Here is a 26,954-nt window from a genome sequence, read left to right on the forward strand (position 1 = left end):
AAAGCTACAATTTAAATTATTTTACTTAAATACTTTTTTATTTGTAGTTTCAACAATTGTATTTGCCATATTTAGTGTTTTTATAGCTACATCATTTGCTTGAGATGAAACTTCTGTATTTGTATTTATTTGTTTTCCTAAAATATCTATTACACTATTTATTTGTAAAATATTTAATTGTTGTTCTTCAGAAATAGAAGTAATAGTATTTATTGAATTTATTGTTTTATCAATACTTGTATTTAAAATTTTATATCCTTGAATCATTTCAGATGATATCAAATTTCCCTCTTTTGTTTTTATATTCGCTTCTTCTATTAGAGATTTTATTTCAACAGCAGCTTGAGTACTTTTGTTTGCAAGGTTTCTTACTTCTTGAGCAACAATAGCAAATCCTAAACCAGCTTTTCCTGCACTTGCAGCTTCAACTGCTGCATTTAAACTTAGAATATTTGTTTGAAAAGCAATTTGTTCTATAATATCAACAGAATTATTAATAGCAATTACTTTTTTATTAATCTCTTCCATTGCATTTGTTGTTTTTGTTGCAAAAATTAAACCATCTTTTGAATGTTTTATTACTAAGTTTGAAAGATTCGACATTTCAGTCGTTTGTTTTGATGTATAATTTACATTCTTTGTTATTTGATTTAAAACATTTGATGCCTCTTTTAAACTAATTTCTGTTTTTTCTGAAGATGAAATAAGTTTATCAACATTTGATAATAAGATTTTAGATGAATTTTGAAGAGCAAGACCATTTGAACTATTTTCTAATAACATTTGATTAATAGCATATCTTAGTTTATTTATAGAATCAACTAAATTCCTAAATTCACCTTCTTTGGGAAAAATACTAATGTCTAATTTATCTGAATAGTTATAGTTTGTATATTTTTCTAAGATAGAATTGATATTTAAAAAATGTTTTTTTGTTTCAATAATCATGAAGTTTACACTATCTTTGAACTCTTCTAAAGAACTATTTGAACATATAGAAGATATTGTTTTTGTATAAATACCATCTTTGATTTGATTCATTACAAATTTTGCTTCATTAATTAAAATCAATTCTTCCTTCTCTTTTTCTAATATCTCTTTTTCTCTTTGGTATATAATTTCTTTTATTTTAGTATATTCACTTGACATTGAGGTATTAACATCAAAACTAACACCTTTATTATCCATATTCTTTAAAAAATCAATTAATTTCTTAGATAATATTTTTCCATTTTTTCTTTCATCTAATTCGTGAATAACTAAAGCAAAAGTAATAAGAAATTGAATTATTTGAGAAGAGATAGTGTTTGTAAATAAAATAGCATTTAATGGAAGTAAAATTATTCCTAAGTAGTGAATGATAGTCATTCTAAAATATAATGATTTAAAATTATTCATATTTTTCCTTTAATAAAAGGGTTATTTTAGTTAAATAGGATAAAAATTATCTTGATTGTAGTCAATAATATATTTTTAATATGAAAAGGAGTAATTGATTTTATGTAGAGATTAACTCTCTACATAGTTTTTAAGGTTTTTACCAACTTTTGGGTGTTTTAATTTTTTAATAGCACTTGATTCAATTTGTCTAACTCTCTCTCTTGTAACTGAAAGTTCTTTTCCAATCTCTTCAAGAGTTCTATCACTTGCATCTTCCATAAGACCAAATCTCATTCTTATAACTGCTTGTTCTCTCTCATTTAATTGCCCAAGAATTTGATCAATTTGACCTTGTAAATCTTCTTTCATAATATTATCAATAGGCGTTGGTGCTTTTTCATCTGGTACAAAATCTCCAAATTTACCATCATCATCACTTCCAATAGGAGCCTCTAAAGATACAGGCTCTTTTGTGATTTTGATTACTTGTTTTACTTTATCAACAGGAAGTCCAACCTCTTTTGAAATCTCTTCAACATCTGGTTCTTTACCATTTTCTTGAATACCTTTTCTAATAATTTTATTAATTCTATTAATAGTTTCTATCATATGAATTGGAATTCTAATAGTTCTTGCTTGATCTGCAATTGCTCTTGAAATTGCTTGTCTAATCCACCAAGTAGCATAAGTTGAGAATTTATAACCTTTTTTATACTCAAACTTATCAACAGCTTTCATAAGACCAATATTTCCTTCTTGAATTAAATCCAAGAAAGCCAAACCTCTATTTGTATATCTTTTTGCAATAGAAACAACCAATCTTAAATTTGATTTTGCCATTCTATCTTTTGAAGTATCTGTTATTCTTTTACCTCTTTTTATCTGTTCAAGAACTGCTTTTAACTCTTCAGGAGTTAAATCAAAACCATCTTTACTAGCTTCTTCTGTTTGAAAAAGTTTTTTGATTTCCATATATGTAGAAACCATTGTAGCTTCTGGTACCATTGCAGTAATTTGAGCTTTAGAAAGATTAATAATATTTTCTAAAATCTTTTGGTGGTTTTTTTGTAAGTTTTCATTAAAAAGAGGTAATTTATATTCTAATCTTTTTAATTCTGTTTCAAAACCATCATCACTTTTTAGAGCTGTTTCCATAGCTCTTACAATTTCTGTAATTAGTTTTGAAGTAGGTCCAAGGTCAAGTAAAGCCTCTTTAACTTGTTTTTTTCTAAATGCAGTATTTAAATTGAAAGTCATCAGATCAACTTCATCATCAGATTTAGCTGTCTCTTTTGCTTGAAACTTTAACCACTCTTTTTTCTGTTTTTCTAAATTTTTAAAAGCATCAACAATAGTTTGAGCTCTTTTATCAAGTTTTTTTTGTTTTGTTCCAGTTGTTTTTTTGTCACTATCCTCAAAATCGTCTGAATATTCATCTTCTTCAGTATCTAAATCTACTTCCTCTTCTTCCTCTTCAGTATCATCATCAAAATTTTTAAATAGTTCTTTTACTTTTCTTTCTCTATTTACTAAAGGTTCTTTGTACTCTAAAATAAAATCAATAAGATAAGGAACATAACAAATAGCATCAAGGATAATATCCTCTCCCATCTCTATTTTCTTAGAGATTTCTACCTCTTCATCTTTTGTTAAAAGAGGAATTTGTCCCATCTCTCTTAAATACATTCTTACAGGGGAATCAGATCTTGACCACTCTAAAAGTTCCTTATTTTTAAGTAAGTCAAATTCATCATCTTCTGCTTCAATTAGTTTTTCTCTTTGTTCTCTTCTTTTTTTTGCTTCTTCATCATTTAAATGTTTTGCTTGTTCTTGAGAACTTAAAACTTTTACATTGTAAAGTTGAAGTAGTGCTAAAATTTTTTTAATAGTTGCAGCATTTGGAGTCTTAGGAAAAATCTTAATTAATTTTTCATAAGTTAAAGTTGAATCTTTATACTCTTTAATCAGTTGCTCAATGGTCTTATTTATATCTTTTACACTCATTTTATAAAAATCCTTCTTTTATATATTTGCTTAATAAAGAGCGTATTATACCCAAATAGTTTAAGCTTTGGGTTAATTCTATCTATTTAAACAAAGTTTTTTGTATCTTTGGCTAAAATCCAAGGCAATAAAATTAGCATTTAATATTTAAGGATGAAATAATGAGTAAAATTACGGGTAAAGTTTGGAATTTTGGAGCAAACATTGATACAGATGTTATTATTGCTGCAAGATATTTAAATAGTTCAGATCCAGATCACTTAGCAAAATATGTTATGGAAGATGCAGATCCTGATTTTTCAAAAAAACTAAAAAAAGGTGATATTATTGTAGCTGGTGAAAACTTTGGTTGTGGTTCGAGTAGAGAACATGCTCCAATAGCTTTAAAAGCTGCTGGAATTGCTGCTGTTGTAGCTCCTTCATTTGCTAGAATTTTTTATAGAAATGCTTTTAATATGGGATTGCCAATTTTTGAACTTCCTGAATCTATGGAGATAAAAGAGGGTGAAGAGATAAGTATAGATTTAGATAGTGGTACAATAGTAAATAATAGCACAAAAAAATCATATAAATTTATTGCAATTCCTCCATTTATGCAAGAGCTAATCGCAAGTGGTGGATTAATTAATTATGCAAAAGAAGAGATGAAGGTAAAATAATGAAAAACTATAATATTTCAATAATAAAAGGCGATGGAATAGGTCCAGAAATAATAACAGAGGCTATAAAAGTTCTTGATGCTGTTTCAAAAAGATGTAATTTTACTTTAAATTATAAAGAGTATTTAATGGGCGGAATAGCTATTGATACAACAGGTGTTCCTCTTCCACAAGATACGATTGATGGTGTTTTGGCTAGTGATGCTTGTCTATTTGGTGCAATTGGTGGAGAAAAATGGGATAGTTTACCAAGAGAATTAAGACCAGAAACAGGACTTTTGAAATTTAGAGAAGAGATGGGAGTTTTTGCAAACTTAAGACCAGCTATTGTTTATGATGAACTTGTAAATGCATCTACTTTAAAACCAGAAGTTATTAAAGGTTGCGACATAATGGTTGTAAGAGAACTTATTGGTGGAATATATTTTGGAAAGCCTAGAGAAAATGATGGTTTTAAAGCATTTAACACAATGGTTTATACAAAACCTGAAATTGAAAGAATTTCAAAAGTTGCATTTGAATTAGCTATGAAAAGAGATAAAAGAGTTTGTAGCGTTGATAAAGCAAATGTTTTAGAAGTTTCACAGCTTTGGAGAGATACAGTAAATGAAGTCGCAAAATCTTATCCAGAAATTGAAGTTTCTCATATGTATGTAGATAATGCAGCTATGCAACTTGTAAGAAATCCAAAACAGTTTGATGTAATTGTAACTGGAAATATTTTTGGAGATATTTTATCTGATACAGCTTCTATGGTAGTTGGTTCTATTGGACTTTTACCATCAGCTTCAACAGGAGAAAAAACAGCAATTTATGAACCAATTCATGGTTCAGCTCCAGATATTGCAGGACTTGGAATTGCAAATCCAATAGCTACAATTTTAAGTGCAGCAATGATGTTAAAATACACTTTAAATGAAGAAGAAGCTTCAAATATGATAGAAAAAGCTATAAAAGATGCATTAAAAGATGGTTATAGAACTAAAGATTTAGCTTCATATGATGCTAAAGAAGTTTTAAACTGTACAAAAATTGGAGATAAAATAGTAGAATATATAAATAAATAGGGTTTTAAAATGAGTGAAAAAAAATATAGATTAGTAACACGAAGTGATATGGATGGACTTGTTTGTGGAACACTTTTAAAGTTTTTAGACATTGTAGATGAAGTTACATTTGTGCATCCAAAAGATATGCAAGATGGACTTATAAAAATAACAGACAATGATATAACAACAAATCTTCCATATGTAGAAGGTGTTCATCTAGCTTTTGATCATCATTTTTCTGAAACATTAAGAAATGATAAAAGAGCAAATCATATAATTGATGCAGATGCACCAAGTGCAGCACAAGTTGTATATGACTATTACGATGGTGATAATGTTTTTCCTGGATATTTTACAGGATTGATTCAAGGTGCAAATAAAGCTGATAGTGCAGATTTTACTTATGATGATATTGTTAATCCAAGAGCATGGGCACTTTTGAGTTTTTTAATGGACAGTAGAACTGGACTTGGAAGATTTAAAAATTTTAGAATATCAAACTATGCTTTAATGATGGATTTGATTGATTATTGTGCAAGACATAATATTGATCAAATTTTAGAACTTATTGATGTAAAAGAGAGAGTTGAAATATACTTTAAGTATGAAAAAGAGTTTAAAGAACAATTAAAAAGATGTGCTAAAGTCTATAAAAATCTTGTAACTATTGATTATAGGCATGAAGAGATAATCTATCCTGGGAATAGATTTATGATTTATACTCTTTTTCCTGAACAAAATATATCAATACATATATTTTATACAAAAGATAAAGAAAAAGTAGTTTATAGTACAGGAAAGTCTATTTTAAATAAAACTTCAAAAACAAATATTGGAGAACTTATGCTTAAATATGGTGGAGGAGGGCATGTAAATGCTGGAGCTTGTCAGATATATAAGGATGATGCAGGAAAAGTTTTAAAAGAGATTATAGAAAAAATCAATAAGGATTCTTAGAAAAAGTTTATAAACTTTTTCTAAGCAATTCATAAAACTCTTCAAAAGATGGCAAAGATAATTTAGCCTCTCTTTGTTTAACTCCCCACATTGACTCTGGAAAATAGCTATCTTCTTTAAATCTAGCCATTATATGAAAATGAACTTGTGCTACATAGTTACCAAAAGATGCAATATTTATTTTTTCACAATTAAAGTAATTAATCATTAATTTCTCAATTATTTCTAATATTTTAAAAATTTCTAATTTTTCTTCAAATGTACAATCTGAGAACTCTTTTACTTCTCTATTTACAAATATTTTAAGCCATGGAACTTCACTATTTTCTATTTGAATATTTACTAAACTATTTTTATAGATTTGCATATTATTACCTTTTATATGTTTTACTGAATCATACCATATTCAACAAGCTTTAAGTAAAGTTTAAATAAAATGCAATTTCGTTTTTTCAACCATAGAAGAAGTTTTTGTAAAATTGGTTTTAAAAATAGCTATTTTATAGAGAGTTGGAGTTGCTTTTTGTGGCTTCTCCTGTTGAAAGAATAGAAAAACACAAAATAAGAAGGATAAGACTTATGAAAGTAAGAGCTTCAGTAAAAAAAATGTGTGATAAATGTAAAGTTATCAAAAGAAGAGGTATCGTAAGAGTGATCTGCGAAAACAAAAAACATAAACAAAGACAAGGATAAGACACATGGCAAGAATCGCGGGTGTTGATTTACCAAACAAAAAAAGAATGGAATATGCATTAACTTATATCTTTGGAATAGGTTTACATAATTCAAGACTAATTTTAAATGCTACTGGAATTGATTTCAATAAAAGAGCGTTTGAACTAACAGAAGATGAAGCTGCTTTAATCAGAAAAGAGATTCAAGAAAACTACCTTGTTGAGGGAGATCTTAGAAAAAAAGTTGCTATGGATATTAAATCTTTAATGGATTTAGGTTCATACAGAGGATTAAGACATAGAAAAGGTTTACCTTGTAGAGGGCAAAAAACAAAAACAAATGCCAGAACAAGAAAAGGTAAAAAGAAAACTATTAGTGCGGCAAGCAAGTAAGGATAGATAATGGCAAAAAGAAAAGTTACTAGAAAAAAAGTTGTAAGAAAAAATATTGCTGACGGTATCGTACATATTGCTGCAAGTTTTAACAACACTATGGTTACAGTTACAGATAAAGCAGGAAACGCTATTGCTTGGTCAAGTGCTGGAAACTTAGGTTTTAAAGGTTCTAAAAAATCAACTCCATTTGCTGCTCAAGCTGCGGTTGAAGATGCTTTAACAAAAGCTATGGAACATGGAATTAAAAATGTAGGAATCAAAATCCAGGGACCAGGTTCAGGAAGAGATACAGCAGTTAAATCAGTTGGATCAATGAATGGAATCAAAGTTGTTTGGTTTAAAGATGTTACACCATTACCACACAATGGATGTAGACCTCCTAAAAGAAGAAGAGTGTAAGGAGTAAATAATGGCAAGATATAGAGGACCAGTAGAAAAAATCGAAAGAAGACTTGAAGCAGATCTTGGTTTAAAAGGTGAGAGAAGACTTTCAGGTAAAAGTGCTTTAGAAAAAAGACCATTTGCTCCAGGACAACATGGACAAAGAAGATCAAAAGTTTCTGAATATGGCTTACAATTAAGAGAAAAACAAAAAGTTAAATATATTTATGGTGTTTCTGAAAGACAATTCTCTAATTACTTCAAAGAAGCAGTTAGAAGAGAAGGAAATACAGGAGCTGTTCTTATTTCATTAATTGAACAAAGATTAGATAATGTTGTGTATAGAATGGGATTTGCTACTACAAGAGCATTTGCTAGACAAATTACAACTCATGGACACGTTTTAGTAGATGGAAAAAAAGTTGATATTCCTTCATACCTAGTAAAACCTGGACAAAAAATTGAGATTAGAGAAAAAACTAAAAATAATCCACAAGTACAAAGAGCTTTAGAGCTTACAAATCAAACAGGAATGGTTGATTGGGTAAATGTAGATAAAGATAAAGTTTTTGGAATTTTCACAAGAATACCTGAAAGAGAAGAAGTAGTTATTCCTGTTGAAGAGAGATTAATTATAGAGTTATATTCTAAATAAAAAATAAAAAGGTAGCCAATGAAAAAGTTTGCAGAAACTCCGTTTTTACCAACTGAAGTTGAAATTGAGGCTATTAGTGCTAATGAAGCAAAGATTACAGCATATCCATTTGAAGATGGATTTGCTATAACTTTAGCTCATCCGTTAAGAAGATTACTTTTAAGTTCATCTGTTGGTTATGCACCAATTGCTGTTAAAATTGAGGGTGTTACTCATGAGTTTGACTCACTAAGAGGAATGCTTGAAGATGTTGCTATGTTTGTTATAAATCTAAAAAACATTAGATTTAAAATAAATGGTGATAAAAACCAAGTAGCTGTAGAGTACTCTTTTAATGGTCCTAGAGATATAAAAGGTGAAGATTTAATCAACTCTGAGATTGATGTAGTATCTAATAATGAGCATTTAGCAACTATTAATAGTGATTGTAATTTAACTTTTACTGTTATTATTCAAAAAGGTATTGGTTATATGCCATCTGAAGATATTAGAGATATCGTTGGACCAGATTATATACCAATTGATGCATTTTTTACACCAGTTAAAAAAGTGGTTTATAATATTGAAAAAATGTTAGTTGAAGACAATCCTAACTATGAAAAAGCAGTATTTAATGTAATTACAAATGGACAAATTTCTCCTGTAAATGCATTTAAAGAAGCAGTTAGTGTTATGTACTCACAAATGTCAGTATTTAATAAAGTATTTGATTTATCTGAAGTTTCTGTTGCTGATACAAATGAAGATAGTGCAGAAGTTAAAGAGCTAATTGTTAAAATAGAAGATTTAAATCTAAGTGCAAGAAGCTTTAATTCATTAGATAGATCAGGTCTTAAATACCTAGGTGAGTTAGTTCTTATGAGTGAAGTTGAAGTAAAAAGTATAAAAAATCTTGGTACAAAATCTTATGAAGAGATTGCTGTTAAGCTTGAATCATTAGGTTATCCAATTGAAAATACACTTCCAGAAAATATTGCATCTTCTTTAAGAAGAAAATTAGAGCAATTAAAAGCATAATAAAGGTTTAATATGAGACATAAGCACGGATATAGAAAGTTAAATAGAACTTCTGCTCATAGAAAAGCATTGTTAAAAAATTTAGCAATAGCTATTATTGAGAGAGAAAAAATCGAAACAACTGTTCCAAAAGCGAAAGAGTTAAGAAGATATATAGAAAAATTAGTAACATCTGCTAGAAATGCTGATTTAAATACTCACAGATTTGTATTTGCTGCACTTCAAAATAAAGAAGCTACTAAAAAACTAATTAACGAAATAGCTCCTAAGTATGAAGGAAGAAATGGTGGATATACATCTATCATTAAAACAAGAATTAGAAAAGGTGATGCTACTCCAATGGCATTTATATCTTTTATCTAAAACATAAATTAATAAAAAGAGATTTTCTCTTTTTATTTTCTAAATAAACTACAACAAAAACTACTTTCCCTTTTTTTAAACTTTTTTTTGATATAATCAGCCTTTTATAAAAACATATAAATTTATAATAATGGAGAATAAATATATGACTCTAGAAGAAGCATTAAAATTAAATAGTGAAGATATCAAAAAGTTTAAAGATAATTTAAAATCAAATATTAAAAATAGTAATATTGGTGCATACATAGAGCAATTAGAAAATAAAGATTTAAATGAATCTGGAAATGGTATACCAATAGCAATAAAAAATAATATAAATGTAAAAGATTGGGAATTAACATGTTCTAGTAAAATATTAAAGAATTATTTAGCTCCTTTTAATGCAACTGTTATTAAAAAACTTGAAGATGCTGGTTTTAGTCCTTTTGGACTTACAAATATGGATGAGTTTGCAATGGGAAGTTCAACTGAATCTTCTGTTCATGGTAAAACTTTAAATCCTCATAATAATAACAAAATACCAGGTGGAAGTAGTGGAGGAAGTGCTGCTGCTGTTGCTTCAGGATTGGCTATTGCTGCACTTGGAACAGATACAGGTGGAAGTATTAGGCAACCAGCTTCATATTGTGGTGTTGTTGGAATGAAGCCAACTTATGGAAGAGTAAGTAGGTATGGAATTGCTGCTTATTCATCATCTTTAGACCAATGTGGAGTGATTACACAAAATGTTAAAGATGCTGCAATATTATATGATGTTATCTCAGGATATGATCCAAAAGATTCAACAAGTGCAAATATTGATTACTCAAAAATTACACCAAACTTAAATAGTGATAAAAAATTTACAATAGCTGTAATTGATAATTATATAGATGAAGCAAGTAATGAAGTAAAAGAAGCTTTTAATAAAACTCTTAAGCTTTTAGAAGAACAAGGTCATAAAATTATTTATACAAATATGCTTGACTCAGATAAAATAATCTCTACATATTACATAATATCTGCTGCTGAAGCTAGTGCAAACTTAGCTAGATTTGATGGAGTTAGATATGGTTTTAGGGCTTCAAGTGAAAACTTAAAAGATATGTATGTAAATTCAAAAACAGAAGGTTTTGGATATGAAGTTAAAAAAAGAATAATGGTAGGTTCTTTTGTGTTAAGTTCAGGTTATTATGATGCATATTATTTAAAAGCTCAAAAAGTAAGAGCGGTTATAAAAAATGAATATAATAAAATTTTTGAAAATGCTGATTTAATATTAAGTCCAGTTGCTCCAACAACAGCTCCTGAATTTAACTCATATAAAAGTGCTTTAGATATGTACTTGGCTGACTTATATACAATAGGTGTAAATTTAGCAGGGCTTCCTGCAATTAGTATTCCTGTTGCAAAAGATAGCAATAATCTTCCAATAGGATTACAATTAATTGCAAATAGTTTTGAAGAACAAACTCTGTTTGATGGTGCTTTATCAATGGAAAAAGCAGTAAAATATATTAAATAATTGAATAGGATATTAAGATGAAAATTAGAAAAAGAGCTTTAACTTTTGAAGATGTGTTACTAGTACCTGCAAAATCAGAAGTGCTTCCAAAAGAGGTTTGTTTAAAAACAAAATTGACTAAAAATATAGAATTAAATATTCCATTTGTAAGTGCTGCTATGGATACAGTTACTGAATATGAAGCTGCTATTGCTATGGCTAGACTCGGTGGAATAGGGATAATTCATAAAAATATGGATATAGAATCACAAGTTTTACAATGTCAAAAAGTGAAAAAATCTGAATCAGGTATGATAATTGATCCAATTACAATAAGTCCTGATCAAACTCTACAAGATGCTGAAGATATTATGGCTACATATAAAATATCTGGAGTTCCAGTTGTTGATGAAAATAAAATATTAGTTGGTATTTTAACAAATAGAGATATGAGATTCACAAAAGATTATAGATTTAAAGCTAGTGAAAAAATGACTAGAATGCCACTTGTAACTGCTAAAGAAGGAACAACTTTAGAACAAGCAGCTGAAATTATGCATCAAAATAAAATTGAGAAATTACCAATTGTTGATAATAATAATAGATTAATTGGATTAATTACAATTAAAGATATAAATAAAAAAATAGAGTATCCAAATGCTTGTAAAGATGAGTTTGGAAGATTAAGAGTTGGAGCTGCTATTGGTGTAAATCAATTAGATAGAGCTAGAGCTTTAGTTGCTGTTGGAGTTGATGTTTTAGTTTTAGATTCAGCTCACGGACATAGTAAAGGAATTTTAGATACAGTAAGAGCTATTAAAAAAGAATTAAAAGTAGAACTAATAGCTGGAAATGTTGCAACAGCTGAAGCAACAAGAGATTTAATAGCAGCTGGGGCTGATGCTGTTAAGGTTGGAATTGGACCTGGAAGTATTTGTACGACTAGAATAGTTGCAGGTGTTGGAGTTCCTCAAATGAGTGCAATTGATGATTGTGCAATTGAAGCTAAAAAAAGTGGAACACCAATAATTGCTGATGGTGGAATTAGATATTCAGGAGATGTTGCAAAAGCTTTAGCTGTTGGATCTTCTTGTGTTATGATGGGAAGTGCTTTAGCTGGAACTGATGAGTGTCCTGGAGAAGTGATTTTATATCAAGGAAGAAAATTCAAATCATATAGAGGAATGGGAAGTATTGGTGCTATGACAAAAGGTAGTACAGATAGATATTTTCAAGAAGGAACAGCAACTGATAAGTTAGTACCAGAAGGTATTGAAGGTAAAGTTGCTTATAGAGGAAGTATTGCTGATATTATTCATCAATTTGTTGGAGGATTAAGAAGTTCTATGGGATATTTAGGTTCAAAAGATATAAATATATTCCAAGAAACAGCAGAATTTGTGGAAATTACAAGTGCAGGATTAAAAGAATCTCATGTTCATGATGTAACAATCACAAACGAAGCTCCAAACTATCATATATAAAAAAAGAGAGTTTAAACTCTCTTTTTAACTATTATAAACAACAATCTTAAATTGATTTTTTAGCCTTTACTTCATTTTTACCAATAAACTCTTTATCATTTGCAGAAATTACAATCATTTTAGCAATTTTATCTGTTGATAATGCTATATCATGAGTTTGAGTTGCTATCATAGCATTTTGTTGAGTTTGTCTATCTAGTTCATTTACAGCATCATTTATCTGTTCTATTCCTAAAAGTTGCTCTTTGCTTGACATCTCTATATCTGAAATAAGAAGTAAAGTTTTATTTATATTATTGTTTAAATCTTTATATCCTTCAATCATATTAGAGGCTATATTTTTACCTTCATTTGTTTTTGATGTTGCATTTTCAACTAAGCTTTTAATCTCTCTAGCAGCTTCTGCACTTCTATTTGCAAGATTTCTTACTTCTTGAGCTACAACTGCAAATCCTTTTCCAGCTTCTCCAGCTGTTGCAGCTTCAACGGCTGCATTTAAACTTAAGATATTTGTTTGAAATGTAATTTGGTCAATAATTGCTATTGCATCATTTATAGTTGTTACTTGAGAATTTATCTCATCCATAGAACTATTTGTTTGATTTGCAAGTTCTTCTCCATTTTGTGAAGATTTTGTAATATAGTTTGAATATTGTGCCATTTTTGCGATATTTTCTGTATTGTTTCTAATATTTGAAGTAATCTCTTCAAGAGCTGCTGCTGTTTCTTCTAAAGAGCTTGCAGCTTCATTTGAAGAAATATTTAATTTATCAACATTTAGTAAAAGTTCTGTTGAACTTTTTGCTAAATCTAAACCATTTGATCTATTTTCAATAAGCATATCAGTTATAATTTGAGCTAAATGATTAATTCCAAGTGCTACTTTTCCATTATCATCATCAATACTTGCTCTAAAATTTAAATTAGCAAATTTATCAAGTAGATTTAAAATCTTATTTATATCTTTTGCAACATTTTGTTTCATAATTTCTAACATATCATTAAAACTATCTTTTAATTCATTAAGATTTGTATTTGAACTACTTTTTCTTATTTTCTTATCTAAATAACCAGATTTAACATCTTCAACAACTTTTTTTACTTCATCAATTAAAATAGAATCTTCAAGTAAGAGTTTTTCTGATTTTTCTATATTTTCATTAATTATTTTGCTCATTTGTCCAAATTCATCTTTTGAATAAATATCAATTTTATAAATATTATTACTCTCTTTATTTAAAAATTTGAAAAAAGATATTAATCCTGTTTGAAATTTAATTAAAGAGTTTGAAATTTGCCTAGAAGTAAAATAGATAATTAAAGAGATAATAAACATTAAGATCGCTACAAATGAAAATATTAAAGTTTTAAAATATGAGTTTTTTTCTTCTATAATCTTATTTAAATTTATAGTTAATTTTTCATTCATATTTTCTATTTGAATTACAATATCTCTCATTTGAAACTGTAATCCTTCCTTATGATTTAAACCAAGTTCTATCTCTTTATTTACTAAATGTAAGAAATCATCTCTATATTTCTCTAGACTATTTTTATTTGAAATATTTTCTATATTTAAAATTAGATTGTTTATAATAGATTTAAAGTTTTCAACATATTTTAAATCTTTTCTTAACATAAAATCTTTTTCTTGCTTTCTTAAATCATAAACAGAAGCTAGAAGTTTATAATCATCTGAGTTTTTTGCAAAGTTTTCAACATTATGAACACTTTTTCTAAAGTCACCATATAAACCACTTTGATGATCTAAACCAATCTCTTTTTGGTTAAAAGTATAAATATTAAATATTTCTGCATATTTTATTATTAAATCATTGTATTCTTCTAGTTGATTTGTACTAATTTTATAATCTTCAAATAGTTTAGCTATCTCTTCTGTATCATAGATAACTCTATTAATTATCTCATTAAAAGAATCAATATATTTTGTATCTAAACGAAGAAAAAAGTCTTTCTCATTTTTTCTTAAATCCAAAAGTTCAACTAATAGATTTTTATTAAATAGTTCCATTTTGGAAAAATCTTTTAAATTTGAAACAAGAATGTTTAAAATAATCATAAAACAAACTAAACTGAAAACAACCATACTTAAAACTAAAGTTAATTTAGCTTTTACACTCATTTTTACCCCTATAAATTGACTAATCTTTTATAATATTATTATTTGATTACAATTTAATTACAAAATAAGCTTTTTAATCTTTTTTTTCGTTTTGATTTAATAAGTAAACTTCAGCTTCAACATCATCAAAATCCTCAAATTCAATTTTTGAATCTTTCAAAGTTTTTGTAGTTTTAGCCCCAAGTTTTTTTAGATTTTCTACTCTATTTAAAATATTACCATTTCCTTCACTTAGTTGTTTTGAAGCAGTTTCATAAGTATTTGAAAGTGTTAATAACTGATTTTTTATTTTATAAAAGTTATCAGAAAAACCTAAGATTTTATCATATAGTTTTCCAGCTTCATCAAATAGTTTTGTTGCCATTGTGCTTGATTGCTCACTTTGCCAATAAAGATAAATTGTTCTTAATGATATAGTCAAGGTTGATGGATTTACTATTGCAATATGTTTTTTTAAAGCATATTCATATAGTGTTGGGTCTTTTTGAACAGCTAAAGAGAAAGCACCTTCAATAGGAATAAACATAAATACATATTGCAAAGTTCCCATTTTATAGTGTGCATAATCTTTTGAATCAAGAGTATCTATATGGTTTTTAAAAGAGTTTACAATATTATTTAAAGATATCTCTCTTTGTTCGTTTGTTTCAGCTCTTATATATTCATCATAATCAACTAAAGATACTTTAGAATCAATTATCATAGATCTATTTTGAGGAAGTTTGATAATAACATCAGGTCTTTTTATTTTTCCTTGTTCATCTTTATAGCTTTCTTGAGTAAAGTAATGAATGTTTTTTAGAAGTCCTGAATACTCTAAAACACTCTCTAAAATCATCTCTCCCCAACTTCCTTGAGTCTGTTTTTTACCTTTTAAAGCTTGTGTAAGATTTTGAGCTTCTTTTGATATATTTAATCCAGCCAATGAAACAAACTCGATCTCTTTTGAAAGTTCAGCAAATTTTTTTATACTACTTTCTTGATTTTCTTCTACTTTTTTCTTAAAACCTTCAAGATTTTCTTTAAATGGTTTTAATACATTATCAAGAGTTTTTACAGAATTCTCATCAAATTTCTCTAATCTTTTTTCTAAAGAATTTTGCATTATTTCATTTAGTTTTAGTTCAAGTTTTTTGCTCTGTTCTTCAAAGTCATCTTTTATAGTTTGTTTGTTTTTTATCTCTAAATCAACATTTGTTTTCAAAGAAGAGTTCTCTATTTTTAAATCAATATTCTGATTTTCCAATAGTTTGTAAGCTTTTAAAAGTTCATCATTTTTATTTAGAAGATCATCTGTTTTTATTATTTGAAGTTCAAGTTCTCTATTTTGAATTTTTGAGCTATTTCTCAAAATAAAAATAAAAAATATTGTTAGAAAGAAAATTAATAAAGTAAAAAATAAAATTGTAGAAATAGGGTTTATTGAAGATAAAAATTCAATCATAATACTACTTCATCTTTATCTGTTTTTCTTACTATTTCTAAAGAAAAAGACTCATTTGCAAGATTTCTTACACTTATATCTTTGTACTCATTTAAAACTTTTGTTATTGTTCTCATTTCACTTTGTGAAAAAAGAGATTCATCAAAATCTTCTTCTAATTTATAAAACAATAACTCTTTATAAGACTCTTTTTCTACAATTTCAATATCCAAAAAGTCCATAAGTTCTTGAATGAAAAATATTCTATCATCTTCTTCATCTTCATTAAAAACTTTTTCTTCTAAAATTATAGAGAATAAATCATCTAAAACAAGAGCTTTTACACCTCTTGGTGTTTTTATAAAAGTTTCATTTATAATCTTTTTTCCACAAAAATCAATATGGTTTTTTTCTATAAAAAATAATAATAATTCTAGTTTCTTATGATTTAAAGATTTTACTTGTTTGTGAATCAAATATAAAATTATATTTGCAAGTTTTGTAATATTTATCAAATTATTCTCCTATACTTTTCATTAAAATATCTCTAAAATCATTTAGTTTTTTCATTTTCTCTTCATCTCCACCATTTAAATCAGGATGATATTTTTTTGCTAACTCTTTATATCTTTTTTTTATATCATCTTTTGAAAATGTATCACTAAATCCAAAAAAATCTTTTGCTTCTTTTAGCTTTGAATTATTTGTATAAAAAGAGTTTTGAAAGTTTGAGTTATTGAAACTATTAAAATCATTAAAATTAAAGTTTTGATTGAAACCTTTAAATTCTTTAAATTCAAATTCAAAATCTTGATTTTGTGAAAAGTTTTTGAATTGATATTCAAAATTTTTAGCTCTTCTTTTTAGCTCTTTTTTTAAAAAATAACCTGCAATTAATATGAATAAAACGATTCCACCAATTATCATTAAAAATATTCCAAAATTTGTAAAAATAAGATATAAAATCAAAATAAGTATTGCCAAATTTATAATTTGTCCCATAAAATAACCTTTTAAATTTTTAAGTGGTTTGCATTATACAATAAGTTAATTAATCATAAAGTTTTTGTATAATCAAATTTTTTAAGGATTTGATTATGAATTATGAAGAGTTTATAGAAGCTGTTGAGCTTTTTGGGATCATCTCAAATATGAGTAAAAAAGATATAAAAAAGAGATATTTGAAACTATCAAAGAAATATCATCCAGATATGGAAACAGGTAGTCACGAAAAATTTACAAAACTTAAAGAATCTTATGATATTTTGCAAAATTATATGGAAAATTATAGTTTCTCTTTTGAAACAAATGAGTTTAAAAAACAATTTCCATCTTTTATGAATTATAAGAATTGGGTTAAATAATAAGTATAAAGGAAAAAGATTGAGAGTAATAATTATAGCTTTACTTTTTTCAGTTCTAGTTTTTTCAAATGATAATTTGAGTAAAAAAGAGCTTGAGAAAATGGCTGCAAAAATGGTTGTTTTGGGTTTTTATGGGACAAAAATAGATGAAAATTCACAAATATATAAAGATGTAAAAGCAGGGCTTGGTGGAGTTATCCTTTTTGATAAAGATCCAAATGATAAAACAAAAGCAAAAAATATTGTAAATAAAGAGCAGTTAAAAGAGTTAAACAATAGTTTACAAAATATAAGAACACAAAAACTTTTAATAGGTATTGATCAAGAAGGTGGAGCTGTACAAAGATTAAATGATAAATATGGTTTTTCTAATACATTAAAAGCAAGTGAAATAGCAAAAAATGGCGAAGAATTTGCAAGAAATAGTTATAAAACAATGGCTGATGAGTTAAATTATGTTGGAATAAATTTGAATTTTGCTCCATCTGTTGATTTGGCTATAAATGAAAAAAATAGAGTTATTGTAACAAGAGGAAGAAGTTTTGGTAAAGATACAAAAGAGGTTATAAAATATTCTTCTATATTTGTAGAAGAGCTAAAAAATAAAGGAATTTCCTCAAGTTTAAAACACTTTCCTGGTCATGGTTCATCTTTAGCTGATTCTCATCATGGTTTTGTAGATATTACAAAAACTTGGAGTAAGAAAGAACTAGAACCTTATATCTATTTTATAAAAAACAATAAGATAGATATTATAATGACAGCTCATGTATTTAATTCAAAATTAGATGAATTTTATCCAGCAACACTTTCATACAATATAAACACAAATCTTTTAAGAGAAGAGTTGGGATTTAAAGGAGTATTAATTACTGATGATTTACAAATGAGTGCTATAACAAAACACTATACAACAAAAGAAACAGTAATAACTGCAATAAATAGTGGAGTAAATCTTCTTCTATTTGCAAATCAATTGGCAAAACCAATAGAACTTCAAGAGATTGTTGATATTGTAGTAAATGCAGTAGAAACAGGTGATGTCTCACTTCAAAAAATTATAGATTCAAATCAAAAAATCAATAATCTTCTAAAATAAATATCTATCCTAATTTAGGGTAGATAAAAAAATATAAAATTAAACATAATTTAAACTTTCTTTATATATGATTACTTGTTCATATGTTCATATAAGGAGTGCAAATGAAAAAAGAAGAGTGTTGTGACCATACAAACGAAGTGGAAAGAGTAAAAAAAGATATAGTTTGTGATGAAACTCTTTATGATGTAGCAGAACTTTTCAAAGCTTTTGCAGATACAACAAGAATAAAAATAATATCAGTTTTAAAAGATGATGAACTTTGTGTTGGAGCAATAAGTGAACTTGTAAATGTTAGTCAATCAGCTGTTTCTCATCAGTTAAGAGCTTTAAGAAATGCAAAAATAGTAAAAAGTAGAAGAGAAGGAAAACAGATTTATTATTTATTAGATGATGAACATATCAAAAAAATATTTGATATGGGATTAGAACATATTGTAAAAGGTTGAAAATGAGAAAGGTAAAGCTAGGAAATCTTGATTGTGCATCTTGTGCAATTAAAATAGAGAAAACATTAGAAAAAATGGAAGAGTTAAAAGATGTAAAGGTAAACTTTTCAACTTTAACTTTAAGTTTTGAACAAAATACAAAAGATGATATTTTAGATAAAGTAGAACAAGAGATACAAAAAGTAGAAAAAGATGTTTTTATAGAAAAAGAGAAAAATAAAGTAGAAAAAACATTTTGGCAGAACTTAGATAAAAAAGCTTTATATATAGTACTTATTTCAATTATAATGACATTTATTTCATATAATTATATTGAGAATAGAGTTTTACAAATTTTAATTTATTTAAGTGCATATTTACTTGTAGGATGGAGTGTTGTAACAAGTGCTGTTAGGAATATTTTTAGAGGAAAAGTATTTGATGAAAATTTTTTAATGACAATTGCAACTATTGGAGCATTTGCTTTATCAGATTTTGTAGAAGCGATATCAGTTATGATTTTTTATCAAGTAGGAGAGATGTTTCAAGGAGTTGCTGTTAATCGTTCAAGAGATAATATAAACTCATTAATAGATATAAAACCAGAGTTTGCTTTTGTAAAAGAGGGTGATAAAATAGTAGAAAAATCACCTGAAGATGTAAAAATAGGTGATGAAATATTAGTAAAAGTTGGAGAGAAAGTTCCTGTTGATGGAGTTTTAATAAGTGATGATTGTTCATTTGATACAAGTGCTATAACAGGGGAATTTAAACCAAGAAATTTAAAAAAAGATACAGAAATTTTAAGTGGATTTATAAATGTATCAAAAGCTATATATATAAGAGCAAGTTCTGAGTATAAAAACTCAACAATAGCAAAAATAGTTGAACTAATAGAGAATGCAAGTTTAAAAAAAGCAAATGCAGAAAAATTTATAACAAAATTTGCAACAGTTTATACACCAATTGTTGTTGCACTTGCCATTTTATTAGCTTTTATTCCACCACTTCTAATAGAAGGAGCATTGTTTTCAGATTGGATTGAAAGAGCTTTAGTTCTTTTAGTTATATCTTGTCCTTGTGCTTTACTTGTGTCTGTTCCTTTATCATTTTTTAGTGCAATAGGTGCCGTTTCAAAAAAAGGTGTTTTGGTAAAAGGTGCAAACTATATAGAAAAATTAACAGAAATTGATAGTATAGTATTTGATAAAACAGGAACTCTTACAAAAGGTGTTTTTGAACTTACAAGAATAAAAGCATTTGATATAAGTGAAGATGAATTATTGAAATATGCAGCACATATTGAGAGTTTTTCAACTCATCCAATAGCAAAATCAATAGTAAAAGCTTATAAAGGTGAGATAAATCTAAAAAATGTTGAAGAAAATGAAGAGATAAGTGGTTTTGGAATTAAAGCTAAAGTTTTAGGAAAAGATATTTTAGTAGGAAATAAAAAACTTTTAAATAAATTTGATGTAGAAATAAAAAATGAGATTAAAGAAGAATCAGGTTTTGTTTATATTGCAATAGATGGACAGTTTGCTGGATATATTGTAATAAGTGATATTATAAAACCTGAAGCAAAAGATTTTATACAAGAGTTAAAAAATCTTAATATAACAAAAACATATATGCTAAGTGGAGATAGAAAAGAAGTTGCACAAAGTGTAGCAAATAGTATTGGAATAGATGAAGTAAGATATGAACTTCTTCCTCAAGATAAATTAACAATATATAATGAAATAAAGATAAATAGAGCCAAAACAACGGCTTTTGTAGGAGATGGAATAAATGATGCCCCAACTTTGGCAAATGCTGATATTGGTTTTGCAATGGGTGGAGTTGGGAGTGATTTAGCTATAAGATCGGCTGATATTATAGTTTTAAATGATAATTTAAACTCTATTAGTGATTCTATAAAAATTGCTAGAAAAACAAAAACAATTTTATATCAAAATATAGTTTTCATTATGGCTATAAAAGTTGGATTCTTATTTTTAGGAGCAGGAGCAGTTATTGGAATGAAAGAGGCAATTTTTGCTGATGTTGGAGTTGCATTATTAGCAATATTTAACTCAATGAGAATTTTAAAAGATATAAAATAGAAAAAGGAAATATATGACACAACAAAGAAAAGCTACTATAATCTCCTCAAGTGTTGCAGGAATTTTAACTTTAATTAAACTAGTAGTTGGAGTTGCAAGTGGTTCTGTTGCTGTTTTAGCATCAGCTATTGATTCAATATTAGATATGTTTGTATCTATATTTAACTATTTTGCTATATTAAACTCAGAAAAACCAGCTGATAAGAATTTTAATTATGGAAGAGGAAAAATTGAAGCTTTGGCTTTGGTAATTGAGGGAACAATTATTACAATATCTGGAATATACCTTTTTTATGAAGCAATTAAAAAAGCAGTTACAGGAGAAACATCACAATATTTAGAAATATCAATATATGTGATGATTGTATCTTTAATTGTTACAATATCTTTGGTTACTTATTTAAATTATGTAGCTAAAAAAACAAAATCAATGGTTATTGAAGCAGATGCACTTCATTATAAAACAGATGTTTTAAGTAATATTGCTGTTTTAATATCTTTAATTTTAGTAAGTGTTACAGAGTATGAGATATTTGATGTTTTAATAGGAGCTGCTATATCTTTTTATATTGTTTATTCAGCGTATGATTTGATAAAAAGAGGAGTTTTAGTTCTTTTAGATAAATCTTTAGGTGAAGAGTTAGTTTTAAAGATTGAAGATATAATAAAATCATCAAAAAGAGTAAATACTTTTCATTTACTAAAAACAAGAGAAGCAGCAAATCAAACTTTTGTTGAGGTTCATCTGGTTTTTGATTGTTTAATTACACTTATGGAAGCACATAAAGTAAGTCATTATATTGAAGATAGAATTAAAGAACTTGATAAAAGTAGAGATTGGATTATAAATATTCATATGGATCCTTATGATGATTTACATATAAATGATAGTGTAGAGAAATAAAACCTATAAGTACTATTCCAGAAATTCTCTGAAATAGTGCTTTATAGCTGTTTTTATATCTGTTTGTTTAATTTTTTCTTTTCTTAAACTTTTAATTCGTAAAATAAAAATATATCTCTCTATTAGGTTTAAATCTTGAATTTTTTGATAAACAGCTAGTACAAACTCACTATTCTCTTTTAACTCTTTTGCAGTTTGTTCTATATAAATTGTGTGTAGTTTTTCAATCTCATTTACAAAATTTTCCAAACTAAGATTTAAAATAAATAAAATATCATCTTCACTAAATGTACTTTTTATAGTTTTTGAATATTTTTCTAAAACAATATTTATATCTCTTAATTTTTCATTTGTATCTTCTGGATTTAATAAAAGATTATAAAGATTTGGTTTTGTAGTTTTCCAGTTATGCAGAGTTGTTCTTGTAACTTCATATTTACTAATAATATCTTTTATCGATGTCAAATTATTTGCCTTTTTTCATTTTTTTGAATATTACAAGTAAAATAATTAGACAAAAATCACATATTTTTATAATTATATCAATCTATTTTATAGGCTATAAGTTTATTTTTACTATAATTCAATCTTTATCAAATAGTTTGATAATAATAAAATAAATAAATCAAAAATATAAAATATTTTGATATTTTAGGGGAAACATTGTTATTTAACTCATACGAATTTATATTTGCATTTTTGCCAATAACATTTTTTATATACTTTTATCTAAATAGTAAAAGATTAACAGTTGCATCAAAAGGGTTTTTAGTATTTGCGAGTTTGTTTTTTTACTCTTGGTGGAATATTGCATATTTACCTTTGATATTAATATCAATGTTGTTTAACTATGTAGTTGGGAATAGTTTAGCAAAAGCTAGTTTTGAGAATAAAAAAGGATTAAATAAATCTTTTTCAAAAAAGTCAATTTTAATATTTGGAATAGTTGCAAATTTATCTTTACTTGGATACTTTAAATATGCTGATTTTTTTATTGCTAACTTTAACTTAGTAAGCTCTTCAAATGTAAATCTTTTACATCTAGTTTTACCTTTGGCAATAAGTTTTTTTACCTTCCAACAAATAGCTTATTTAGTAGATAGTTATAGAGGTGAAACAAAAGAGTATGATTTTTTAAATTATGCTTTGTTTGTTACCTTTTTCCCACAACTTATTGCAGGACCTATCGTTCATCATAAAGAGATGATGCCTCAGTTTGCTAGTAAATGGAATATGGTAAAGAGGTATAAAAATATAGCTCTTGGTTTGTTTATATTCTCAATAGGTCTATTTAAAAAAGTAGTTATTGCAGATACATTTGCCGTTTGGGCAACAGCTGGATTTGATACAGCTGACACTTTAAACCTAATAGAAGCATGGGCAACAAGTCTATCTTATACTTTTCAACTATACTTTGATTTTAGTGGTTATACAGATATGGCAATAGGAATAGCACTATTGTTTAATATAAAACTTCCAATTAACTTTAACTCTCCATATAAAGCTTTAAATATACAAGATTTTTGGAGAAGATGGCATATAACTCTAAGTAGATTCCTTAGAGATTATGTATATATTCCTCTTGGTGGAAATAAAAAAGGAAGCTTTAGAACATACTCAAACCTATTAGCAACTTTTGTAATTGGTGGGCTTTGGCATGGAGCTGGATGGACATTTGTATTTTGGGGATTTTTACATGGTCTTGCTTTGATAATTCATAGAGTTTGGACAAACCTAGGATTTAAAATGAATACAATCTTAGCTTGGTTTATTACTTTTAACTTTGTAAATATAGCATGGATATTTTTTAGAGCTAAAGAGTGGGATGATGCTATTAAGGTTTTAAGTGGGATGTTTGGGTTTAATGAGATCATAATAAACAGACCTTTTATAAATGTTTCTATGAAAGATGAAATATATGCATGGATTTTTGTATCTTTTATTTTAGTTCTATTTTTCAAAAACAGTATGGAAAAAAGAGATAGTTTTAAACCAAACTATAAACTGGCTTTTTTAACAGCATTTTGCTTTATTTTTGCAATTTTATCTTTAAATAAAGTATCTGAATTTTTATATTTCAATTTTTAAAGGTGAGTTATGAGTAGTAAAAAATTTTTAAAAATTGTTTTAGGTTTATCTTTTTTTGTTGCTGTATTAATTGGTGGAGTTAATTATGTTGTTGATCCGTATGGAATTTATAAAACAAATATATTCCAAAATAAACCTGAGCAAGATAAAAATATAAGATTAGCAAAAGTTGTAAAAGTAGAAGAGTTAAAACCAGTTTCAATATCTTTGGGAACTTCAAGAACAGAGTATGGATATGATCCAAATCATGAATATTTTTCTAAACCATCTTATAATCTAGCTGTAAGCGGTGCAAGTTTATATGAAAATAGATTATATCTTGAACACGCAATCAAGCAAGGAAATTTAAAAGAAGTTATACTTGTAGCTGATTGGCGAATGTTTAATGACTCAAAAATGAGAAAATTAGATGATTTTGAAGACTCTTTTAATATAGAAAATATTTATAAACAGTTATTTAGTGTAGATTTATTTAGAAGTAGTTTTAAAACAATAATAAATCAAAAATCAAAAAGTTCTTATTTGGAAAATGGTCAAAGAGATTGGTATTTTGATCAAGAAAATATAGATAAAAAAGGTGGACATCTTAAAGTAATGAATAAAGATGAAGAGAGTTATTATAAAAAAAGTGATTTTAAATACAATTCAAATATTTATCAAGATACAAAAGAATCAAGCTTTGATGATTTTAGAAAAATATTAGAACTTTGCTATCAAAATAACATCAAACTAGATATTGTTTTTGGACCTTCACATATTCGACAATGGGAAGCTTTCGATTATTATCAAGATATTGAAACTTGGTATAAGTGGAAAAAAGATGTAGTTTTATTTGTAGAAAAAATAGCAAAAGAACAACAAAAAACTCCTTATAGGATTATGGATTTTTCAGTTTATCACGAACTTACAGCTGAAACTGTTCCAACAAATCCAAAAGAAAAAATGAAATATCATTGGGAAGCAAGTCACTATAAAAAAGAACTTGGAGATATTGTTCTTGATAGACTTTTGGATATTTCACCATACAAAGATTTTGGAGTAGAATTAAATATTCAAAATATAGATAACCATATACAAAAATTAAGAGATGATAGAGTTAAATTTATAGATACAGAAGCTTATAGAAAAGAGGTTTTCGAAGAATAGTTTATAATTCATTTCAATTTATCCTTACAAAACTATACCAATTTCTTAAATAAATAGCGTAATGATTTAAAGATATATTTAAATTATCAAATTTTTCAATCCATTTTTTAGCTAATATTTTATCTTTTTTTATAACTAAAGAAAAGAAAGATATTGAAATTAAAAAATGAGCATAATGAGGATTTTTGTAATATTTTTCCAATAAATTATCAGCACTATTTAAATAATTTATAATTTTCTTATTATAATCTGTAAAAATTTGTATAATCTTCGTTTGATCATAAAAAGAATATATTTCATCTATTAAATGTATAATTGCATTTATATATTCTGGTTCATTTTCTGCTTTTTCCGATATTTCAATAATTTCTTCAATAATGTTTATCATTTCATTAAAATCATTTATCTTAAATGTATGATACAAATTACCATTTTTTACTAAAAGCGCTTTTTTTATACGAACTAATTGATTAAGCCAAAATACTTTTTCTGAACATAATGGATATTCTATTTCCATTAATTTGTTTTGAATATTTTCCTCTAAAGATATTTCCCAATCTATGCACCAAAATAAATAATCTGACCATTTTTTAACATTATGGCAAGTTTCTATTTTTTGTTTAATAACATGATTTAATTCTGTAATTATGTTTAATTTTTCAATTAATAAAAACTTATCTTTATTTAATTTAATTTTATCAAATGTAGATATAAAGTGCTTGTCAAAATCTTTATCATCATTACATCTCATCCTTAATTGTGTAATTTCTAAAACAAGTTTTTCTTCTTCTTTCAAAAGATAAGGGAGTTGTTCATTGGCTATTAAATAGCTTTCTTCTAATAATTTATTGTCATGTATTTGTCTTGCCAAATGTGTTAGAACATTAGCATACTCTAGTAACTGTTTTGAAGATTTTTTATCTATGAGATTATAATAATCTTCAAGTATTTTTTTTGCTTTTTCTTTATTTTTATTTTTTGAATAGCAAATTATTAAATTATGTATAGTTATAGGATAAAAATGAGGTAAAGCTTTTCCTTTTAGTATATTAAAAGCTTTTTCATAAAATATTTGAGCTTCTTTACTACTTTTATTTTCTAGTTCTTCAAGACTAGCAATATTATTATAAGCTTGTATTTTTAAGTTATCTTTGTTTGAATTTTCAGTTATAAATATTAATTCATTTTTTGAGTTGATAAAATCATTTTTTATTTCATAATAAAAAGATTTCAATAGTCTATAAAAAATCTCATTTTTAGGATATTTTATTATTTCTTCTGATAGCTCATCAATATTTTTCAAAAATCTTTTGTAATTTCCAACTCTAAAAAACAATTGAGATTGGTATAATTTTAATTCAACTTTTTCACTTTCTAGTAAGGTTTCACTTAGTAGTTGATTATATAATATATATTCTTCCTTAAATTTAAATTCTTTATGTAGATTTTGTGCAAATTGTAGTTTCAATCCAAATCTTACCCATATTATTGAAAACAATAAACTAGATAAAATCAAAATAATTGAGTAAAAAAAATATTTATTAAAAAAGCCATAAAATGAAAAAACTGTCATCGATAATAAAAAGCTTATAAAAAGTGGGAAAAATCTTATGGTAAAAATATAATTTCTTAGATTATATAAATCTTTTAAATCAAATGACATTTTATTAAACCTTTAATGTTTTAAAATTTAATAGATATTTTATCCAAAATCACTAAAAGTAGCATTTTTAGTATTAAGACTTAAAAGTG

26 protein-coding genes and 1 pseudogene are annotated in these 26,954 nt (G+C 26.4%); 18 read left to right on the plus strand and 9 right to left on the minus strand.

Annotated features, from left to right (window positions below; genetic code table 11):
• Positions 1 to 21: 21 nt before the first annotated feature.
• Together ATH_RS03350 and rpoD are read right to left on the minus strand one after the other, a co-directional pair.
• Entirely contained in the window at positions 22 to 1,398 is a 1,377-nt protein-coding gene (locus ATH_RS03350) for a methyl-accepting chemotaxis protein (RefSeq protein ID WP_066184881.1), read from the minus strand.
• A 111-nt stretch (positions 1,399 to 1,509) separates the two neighbouring features.
• Positions 1,510 to 3,384, minus strand: coding sequence for an RNA polymerase sigma factor RpoD (gene rpoD / locus ATH_RS03355; RefSeq protein WP_066184882.1), 1,875 nt, complete (start codon positions 3,382 to 3,384; stop codon positions 1,510 to 1,512).
• A 161-nt stretch (positions 3,385 to 3,545) separates the two neighbouring features.
• On the opposite strand from rpoD, the gene ATH_RS03360 reads away from it, so the two are divergent.
• Genes ATH_RS03360 through ATH_RS03370 form a run of 3 tightly spaced genes read left to right on the plus strand, consistent with a single transcriptional unit; the run spans position 3,546 to position 6,049 of the window.
• Entirely contained in the window at positions 3,546 to 4,043 is a 498-nt protein-coding gene (locus tag ATH_RS03360) for a 3-isopropylmalate dehydratase small subunit (protein WP_066184883.1), read from the plus strand.
• Positions 4,043 to 5,110 (plus strand): 3-isopropylmalate dehydrogenase, encoded by a 1,068-nt coding sequence (leuB, locus tag ATH_RS03365; RefSeq protein WP_066184884.1) that lies wholly within the window; start codon positions 4,043 to 4,045, stop codon positions 5,108 to 5,110. The genes ATH_RS03360 and leuB overlap by 1 nt, the downstream gene beginning before the upstream one ends.
• A 9-nt stretch (positions 5,111 to 5,119) precedes the next feature.
• A complete protein-coding gene (locus ATH_RS03370) occupies positions 5,120 to 6,049 on the plus strand; it encodes a DHH family phosphoesterase (RefSeq protein ID WP_066184885.1) in 930 nt (309 codons plus the stop codon).
• Positions 6,050 to 6,056: 7 nt separating this feature from the next.
• On the opposite strand, the gene ATH_RS03375 is transcribed toward ATH_RS03370, so the two are convergent.
• Positions 6,057 to 6,416 carry an HIT family protein gene (locus tag ATH_RS03375; protein ID WP_066184886.1) on the minus strand — a complete coding sequence of 120 codons (360 nt, stop codon included), beginning with the start codon at positions 6,414 to 6,416 and terminating at the stop codon, positions 6,057 to 6,059.
• A 212-nt stretch (positions 6,417 to 6,628) separates the two neighbouring features.
• On the opposite strand from ATH_RS03375, the gene rpmJ reads away from it, so the two are divergent.
• The 8 genes from rpmJ to guaB all read left to right on the plus strand — a co-directional run bounded on the left by rpmJ (position 6,629) and on the right by guaB (position 12,502).
• The gene (gene rpmJ, locus ATH_RS03380) at positions 6,629 to 6,742 is read left to right on the plus strand and encodes a 50S ribosomal protein L36 (RefSeq protein WP_004509205.1); all 114 of its coding nucleotides are present in this window, start codon (positions 6,629 to 6,631) and stop codon (positions 6,740 to 6,742) included.
• Between the two features lie 5 nt (positions 6,743 to 6,747).
• Positions 6,748 to 7,116: a 30S ribosomal protein S13 gene (gene rpsM, locus ATH_RS03385; RefSeq protein WP_066173404.1), complete on the plus strand. Its 369-nt coding sequence runs from the start codon at positions 6,748 to 6,750 to the stop codon at positions 7,114 to 7,116.
• Between the two features lie 9 nt (positions 7,117 to 7,125).
• Positions 7,126 to 7,518, plus strand: coding sequence for a 30S ribosomal protein S11 (rpsK, locus tag ATH_RS03390; RefSeq protein WP_066173407.1), 393 nt, complete (start codon positions 7,126 to 7,128; stop codon positions 7,516 to 7,518).
• Positions 7,519 to 7,528: 10 nt separating this feature from the next.
• Entirely contained in the window at positions 7,529 to 8,155 is a 627-nt protein-coding gene (gene rpsD / locus ATH_RS03395) for a 30S ribosomal protein S4 (RefSeq protein WP_066184887.1), read from the plus strand.
• An 18-nt stretch (positions 8,156 to 8,173) separates the two neighbouring features.
• Positions 8,174 to 9,172, plus strand: a complete 999-nt coding sequence (locus ATH_RS03400; RefSeq protein ID WP_066184888.1) for a DNA-directed RNA polymerase subunit alpha — start codon at positions 8,174 to 8,176, stop codon at positions 9,170 to 9,172.
• Between the two features lie 12 nt (positions 9,173 to 9,184).
• Positions 9,185 to 9,535, plus strand: a complete 351-nt coding sequence (rplQ, locus tag ATH_RS03405; protein WP_066184889.1) for a 50S ribosomal protein L17 — start codon at positions 9,185 to 9,187, stop codon at positions 9,533 to 9,535.
• A 130-nt stretch (positions 9,536 to 9,665) separates the two neighbouring features.
• Positions 9,666 to 11,039, plus strand: a complete 1,374-nt coding sequence (gene gatA / locus ATH_RS03410; protein ID WP_257122323.1) for an Asp-tRNA(Asn)/Glu-tRNA(Gln) amidotransferase subunit GatA — start codon at positions 9,666 to 9,668, stop codon at positions 11,037 to 11,039.
• Positions 11,040 to 11,056: 17 nt separating this feature from the next.
• Positions 11,057 to 12,502: an IMP dehydrogenase gene (guaB, locus tag ATH_RS03415; RefSeq protein WP_066184891.1), complete on the plus strand. Its 1,446-nt coding sequence runs from the start codon at positions 11,057 to 11,059 to the stop codon at positions 12,500 to 12,502.
• A gap of 46 nt (positions 12,503 to 12,548) precedes the next feature.
• Here guaB and ATH_RS10070 read toward each other — a convergent pair.
• From ATH_RS10070 to ATH_RS03435, 4 genes and pseudogenes are all read right to left on the minus strand, one after another.
• A pseudogene (locus ATH_RS10070) lies at positions 12,549 to 13,214 on the minus strand (methyl-accepting chemotaxis protein); the annotation flags it as partial.
• Between the two features lie 1,504 nt (positions 13,215 to 14,718).
• Positions 14,719 to 16,089 carry a DNA recombination protein RmuC gene (locus ATH_RS03425; RefSeq protein ID WP_066184893.1) on the minus strand — a complete coding sequence of 457 codons (1,371 nt, stop codon included), beginning with the start codon at positions 16,087 to 16,089 and terminating at the stop codon, positions 14,719 to 14,721.
• Positions 16,086 to 16,583, minus strand: a complete 498-nt coding sequence (locus ATH_RS03430; RefSeq protein WP_083190981.1) for a type II toxin-antitoxin system antitoxin SocA domain-containing protein — start codon at positions 16,581 to 16,583, stop codon at positions 16,086 to 16,088. The genes ATH_RS03425 and ATH_RS03430 overlap by 4 nt, the downstream gene beginning before the upstream one ends.
• Before the next feature lies 1 nt (position 16,584).
• Entirely contained in the window at positions 16,585 to 17,070 is a 486-nt protein-coding gene (locus tag ATH_RS03435) for a J domain-containing protein (RefSeq protein ID WP_066184894.1), read from the minus strand.
• Positions 17,071 to 17,165: 95 nt separating this feature from the next.
• On the opposite strand from ATH_RS03435, the gene ATH_RS03440 reads away from it, so the two are divergent.
• The 5 genes from ATH_RS03440 to ATH_RS03460 all read left to right on the plus strand — a co-directional run bounded on the left by ATH_RS03440 (position 17,166) and on the right by ATH_RS03460 (position 21,968).
• The gene (locus tag ATH_RS03440; protein ID WP_066184895.1) at positions 17,166 to 17,432 is read left to right on the plus strand and encodes a DnaJ domain-containing protein; all 267 of its coding nucleotides are present in this window, start codon (positions 17,166 to 17,168) and stop codon (positions 17,430 to 17,432) included.
• Positions 17,433 to 17,451: 19 nt separating this feature from the next.
• Positions 17,452 to 18,531: a glycoside hydrolase family 3 N-terminal domain-containing protein gene (locus ATH_RS03445; RefSeq protein ID WP_066390566.1), complete on the plus strand. Its 1,080-nt coding sequence runs from the start codon at positions 17,452 to 17,454 to the stop codon at positions 18,529 to 18,531.
• Between the two features lie 104 nt (positions 18,532 to 18,635).
• Positions 18,636 to 18,980 (plus strand): ArsR/SmtB family transcription factor, encoded by a 345-nt coding sequence (locus ATH_RS03450; RefSeq protein WP_066184897.1) that lies wholly within the window; start codon positions 18,636 to 18,638, stop codon positions 18,978 to 18,980.
• 2 nt (positions 18,981 to 18,982) lie between these two features.
• Positions 18,983 to 21,064, plus strand: coding sequence for a heavy metal translocating P-type ATPase (locus ATH_RS03455; RefSeq protein ID WP_066390563.1), 2,082 nt, complete (start codon positions 18,983 to 18,985; stop codon positions 21,062 to 21,064).
• Positions 21,065 to 21,077: 13 nt separating this feature from the next.
• Positions 21,078 to 21,968 carry a cation diffusion facilitator family transporter gene (locus tag ATH_RS03460; RefSeq protein ID WP_066184899.1) on the plus strand — a complete coding sequence of 297 codons (891 nt, stop codon included), beginning with the start codon at positions 21,078 to 21,080 and terminating at the stop codon, positions 21,966 to 21,968.
• A 12-nt stretch (positions 21,969 to 21,980) separates the two neighbouring features.
• Here ATH_RS03460 and ATH_RS03465 read toward each other — a convergent pair whose 3' ends face one another.
• Entirely contained in the window at positions 21,981 to 22,433 is a 453-nt protein-coding gene (locus ATH_RS03465) for a hypothetical protein (protein ID WP_066390562.1), read from the minus strand.
• Between the two features lie 198 nt (positions 22,434 to 22,631).
• On the opposite strand from ATH_RS03465, the gene ATH_RS03470 reads away from it, so the two are divergent.
• Together ATH_RS03470 and ATH_RS03475 are read left to right on the plus strand one after the other, a co-directional pair.
• Positions 22,632 to 24,056 carry an MBOAT family O-acyltransferase gene (locus tag ATH_RS03470; RefSeq protein WP_066390561.1) on the plus strand — a complete coding sequence of 475 codons (1,425 nt, stop codon included), beginning with the start codon at positions 22,632 to 22,634 and terminating at the stop codon, positions 24,054 to 24,056.
• Positions 24,057 to 24,065: 9 nt separating this feature from the next.
• Positions 24,066 to 25,202, plus strand: coding sequence for a hypothetical protein (locus ATH_RS03475; protein WP_066390559.1), 1,137 nt, complete (start codon positions 24,066 to 24,068; stop codon positions 25,200 to 25,202).
• Between the two features lie 13 nt (positions 25,203 to 25,215).
• Here ATH_RS03475 and ATH_RS03480 read toward each other — a convergent pair whose 3' ends face one another.
• A complete protein-coding gene (locus ATH_RS03480) occupies positions 25,216 to 26,670 on the minus strand; it encodes a hypothetical protein (RefSeq protein WP_131798758.1) in 1,455 nt (484 codons plus the stop codon).
• Between the last annotated feature and the right edge of the window lie 284 nt (positions 26,671 to 26,954).

The organism is Aliarcobacter thereius LMG 24486, assembly GCF_004214815.1.
Classification (GTDB): Bacteria; Campylobacterota; Campylobacteria; order Campylobacterales; family Arcobacteraceae; genus Aliarcobacter; species Aliarcobacter thereius.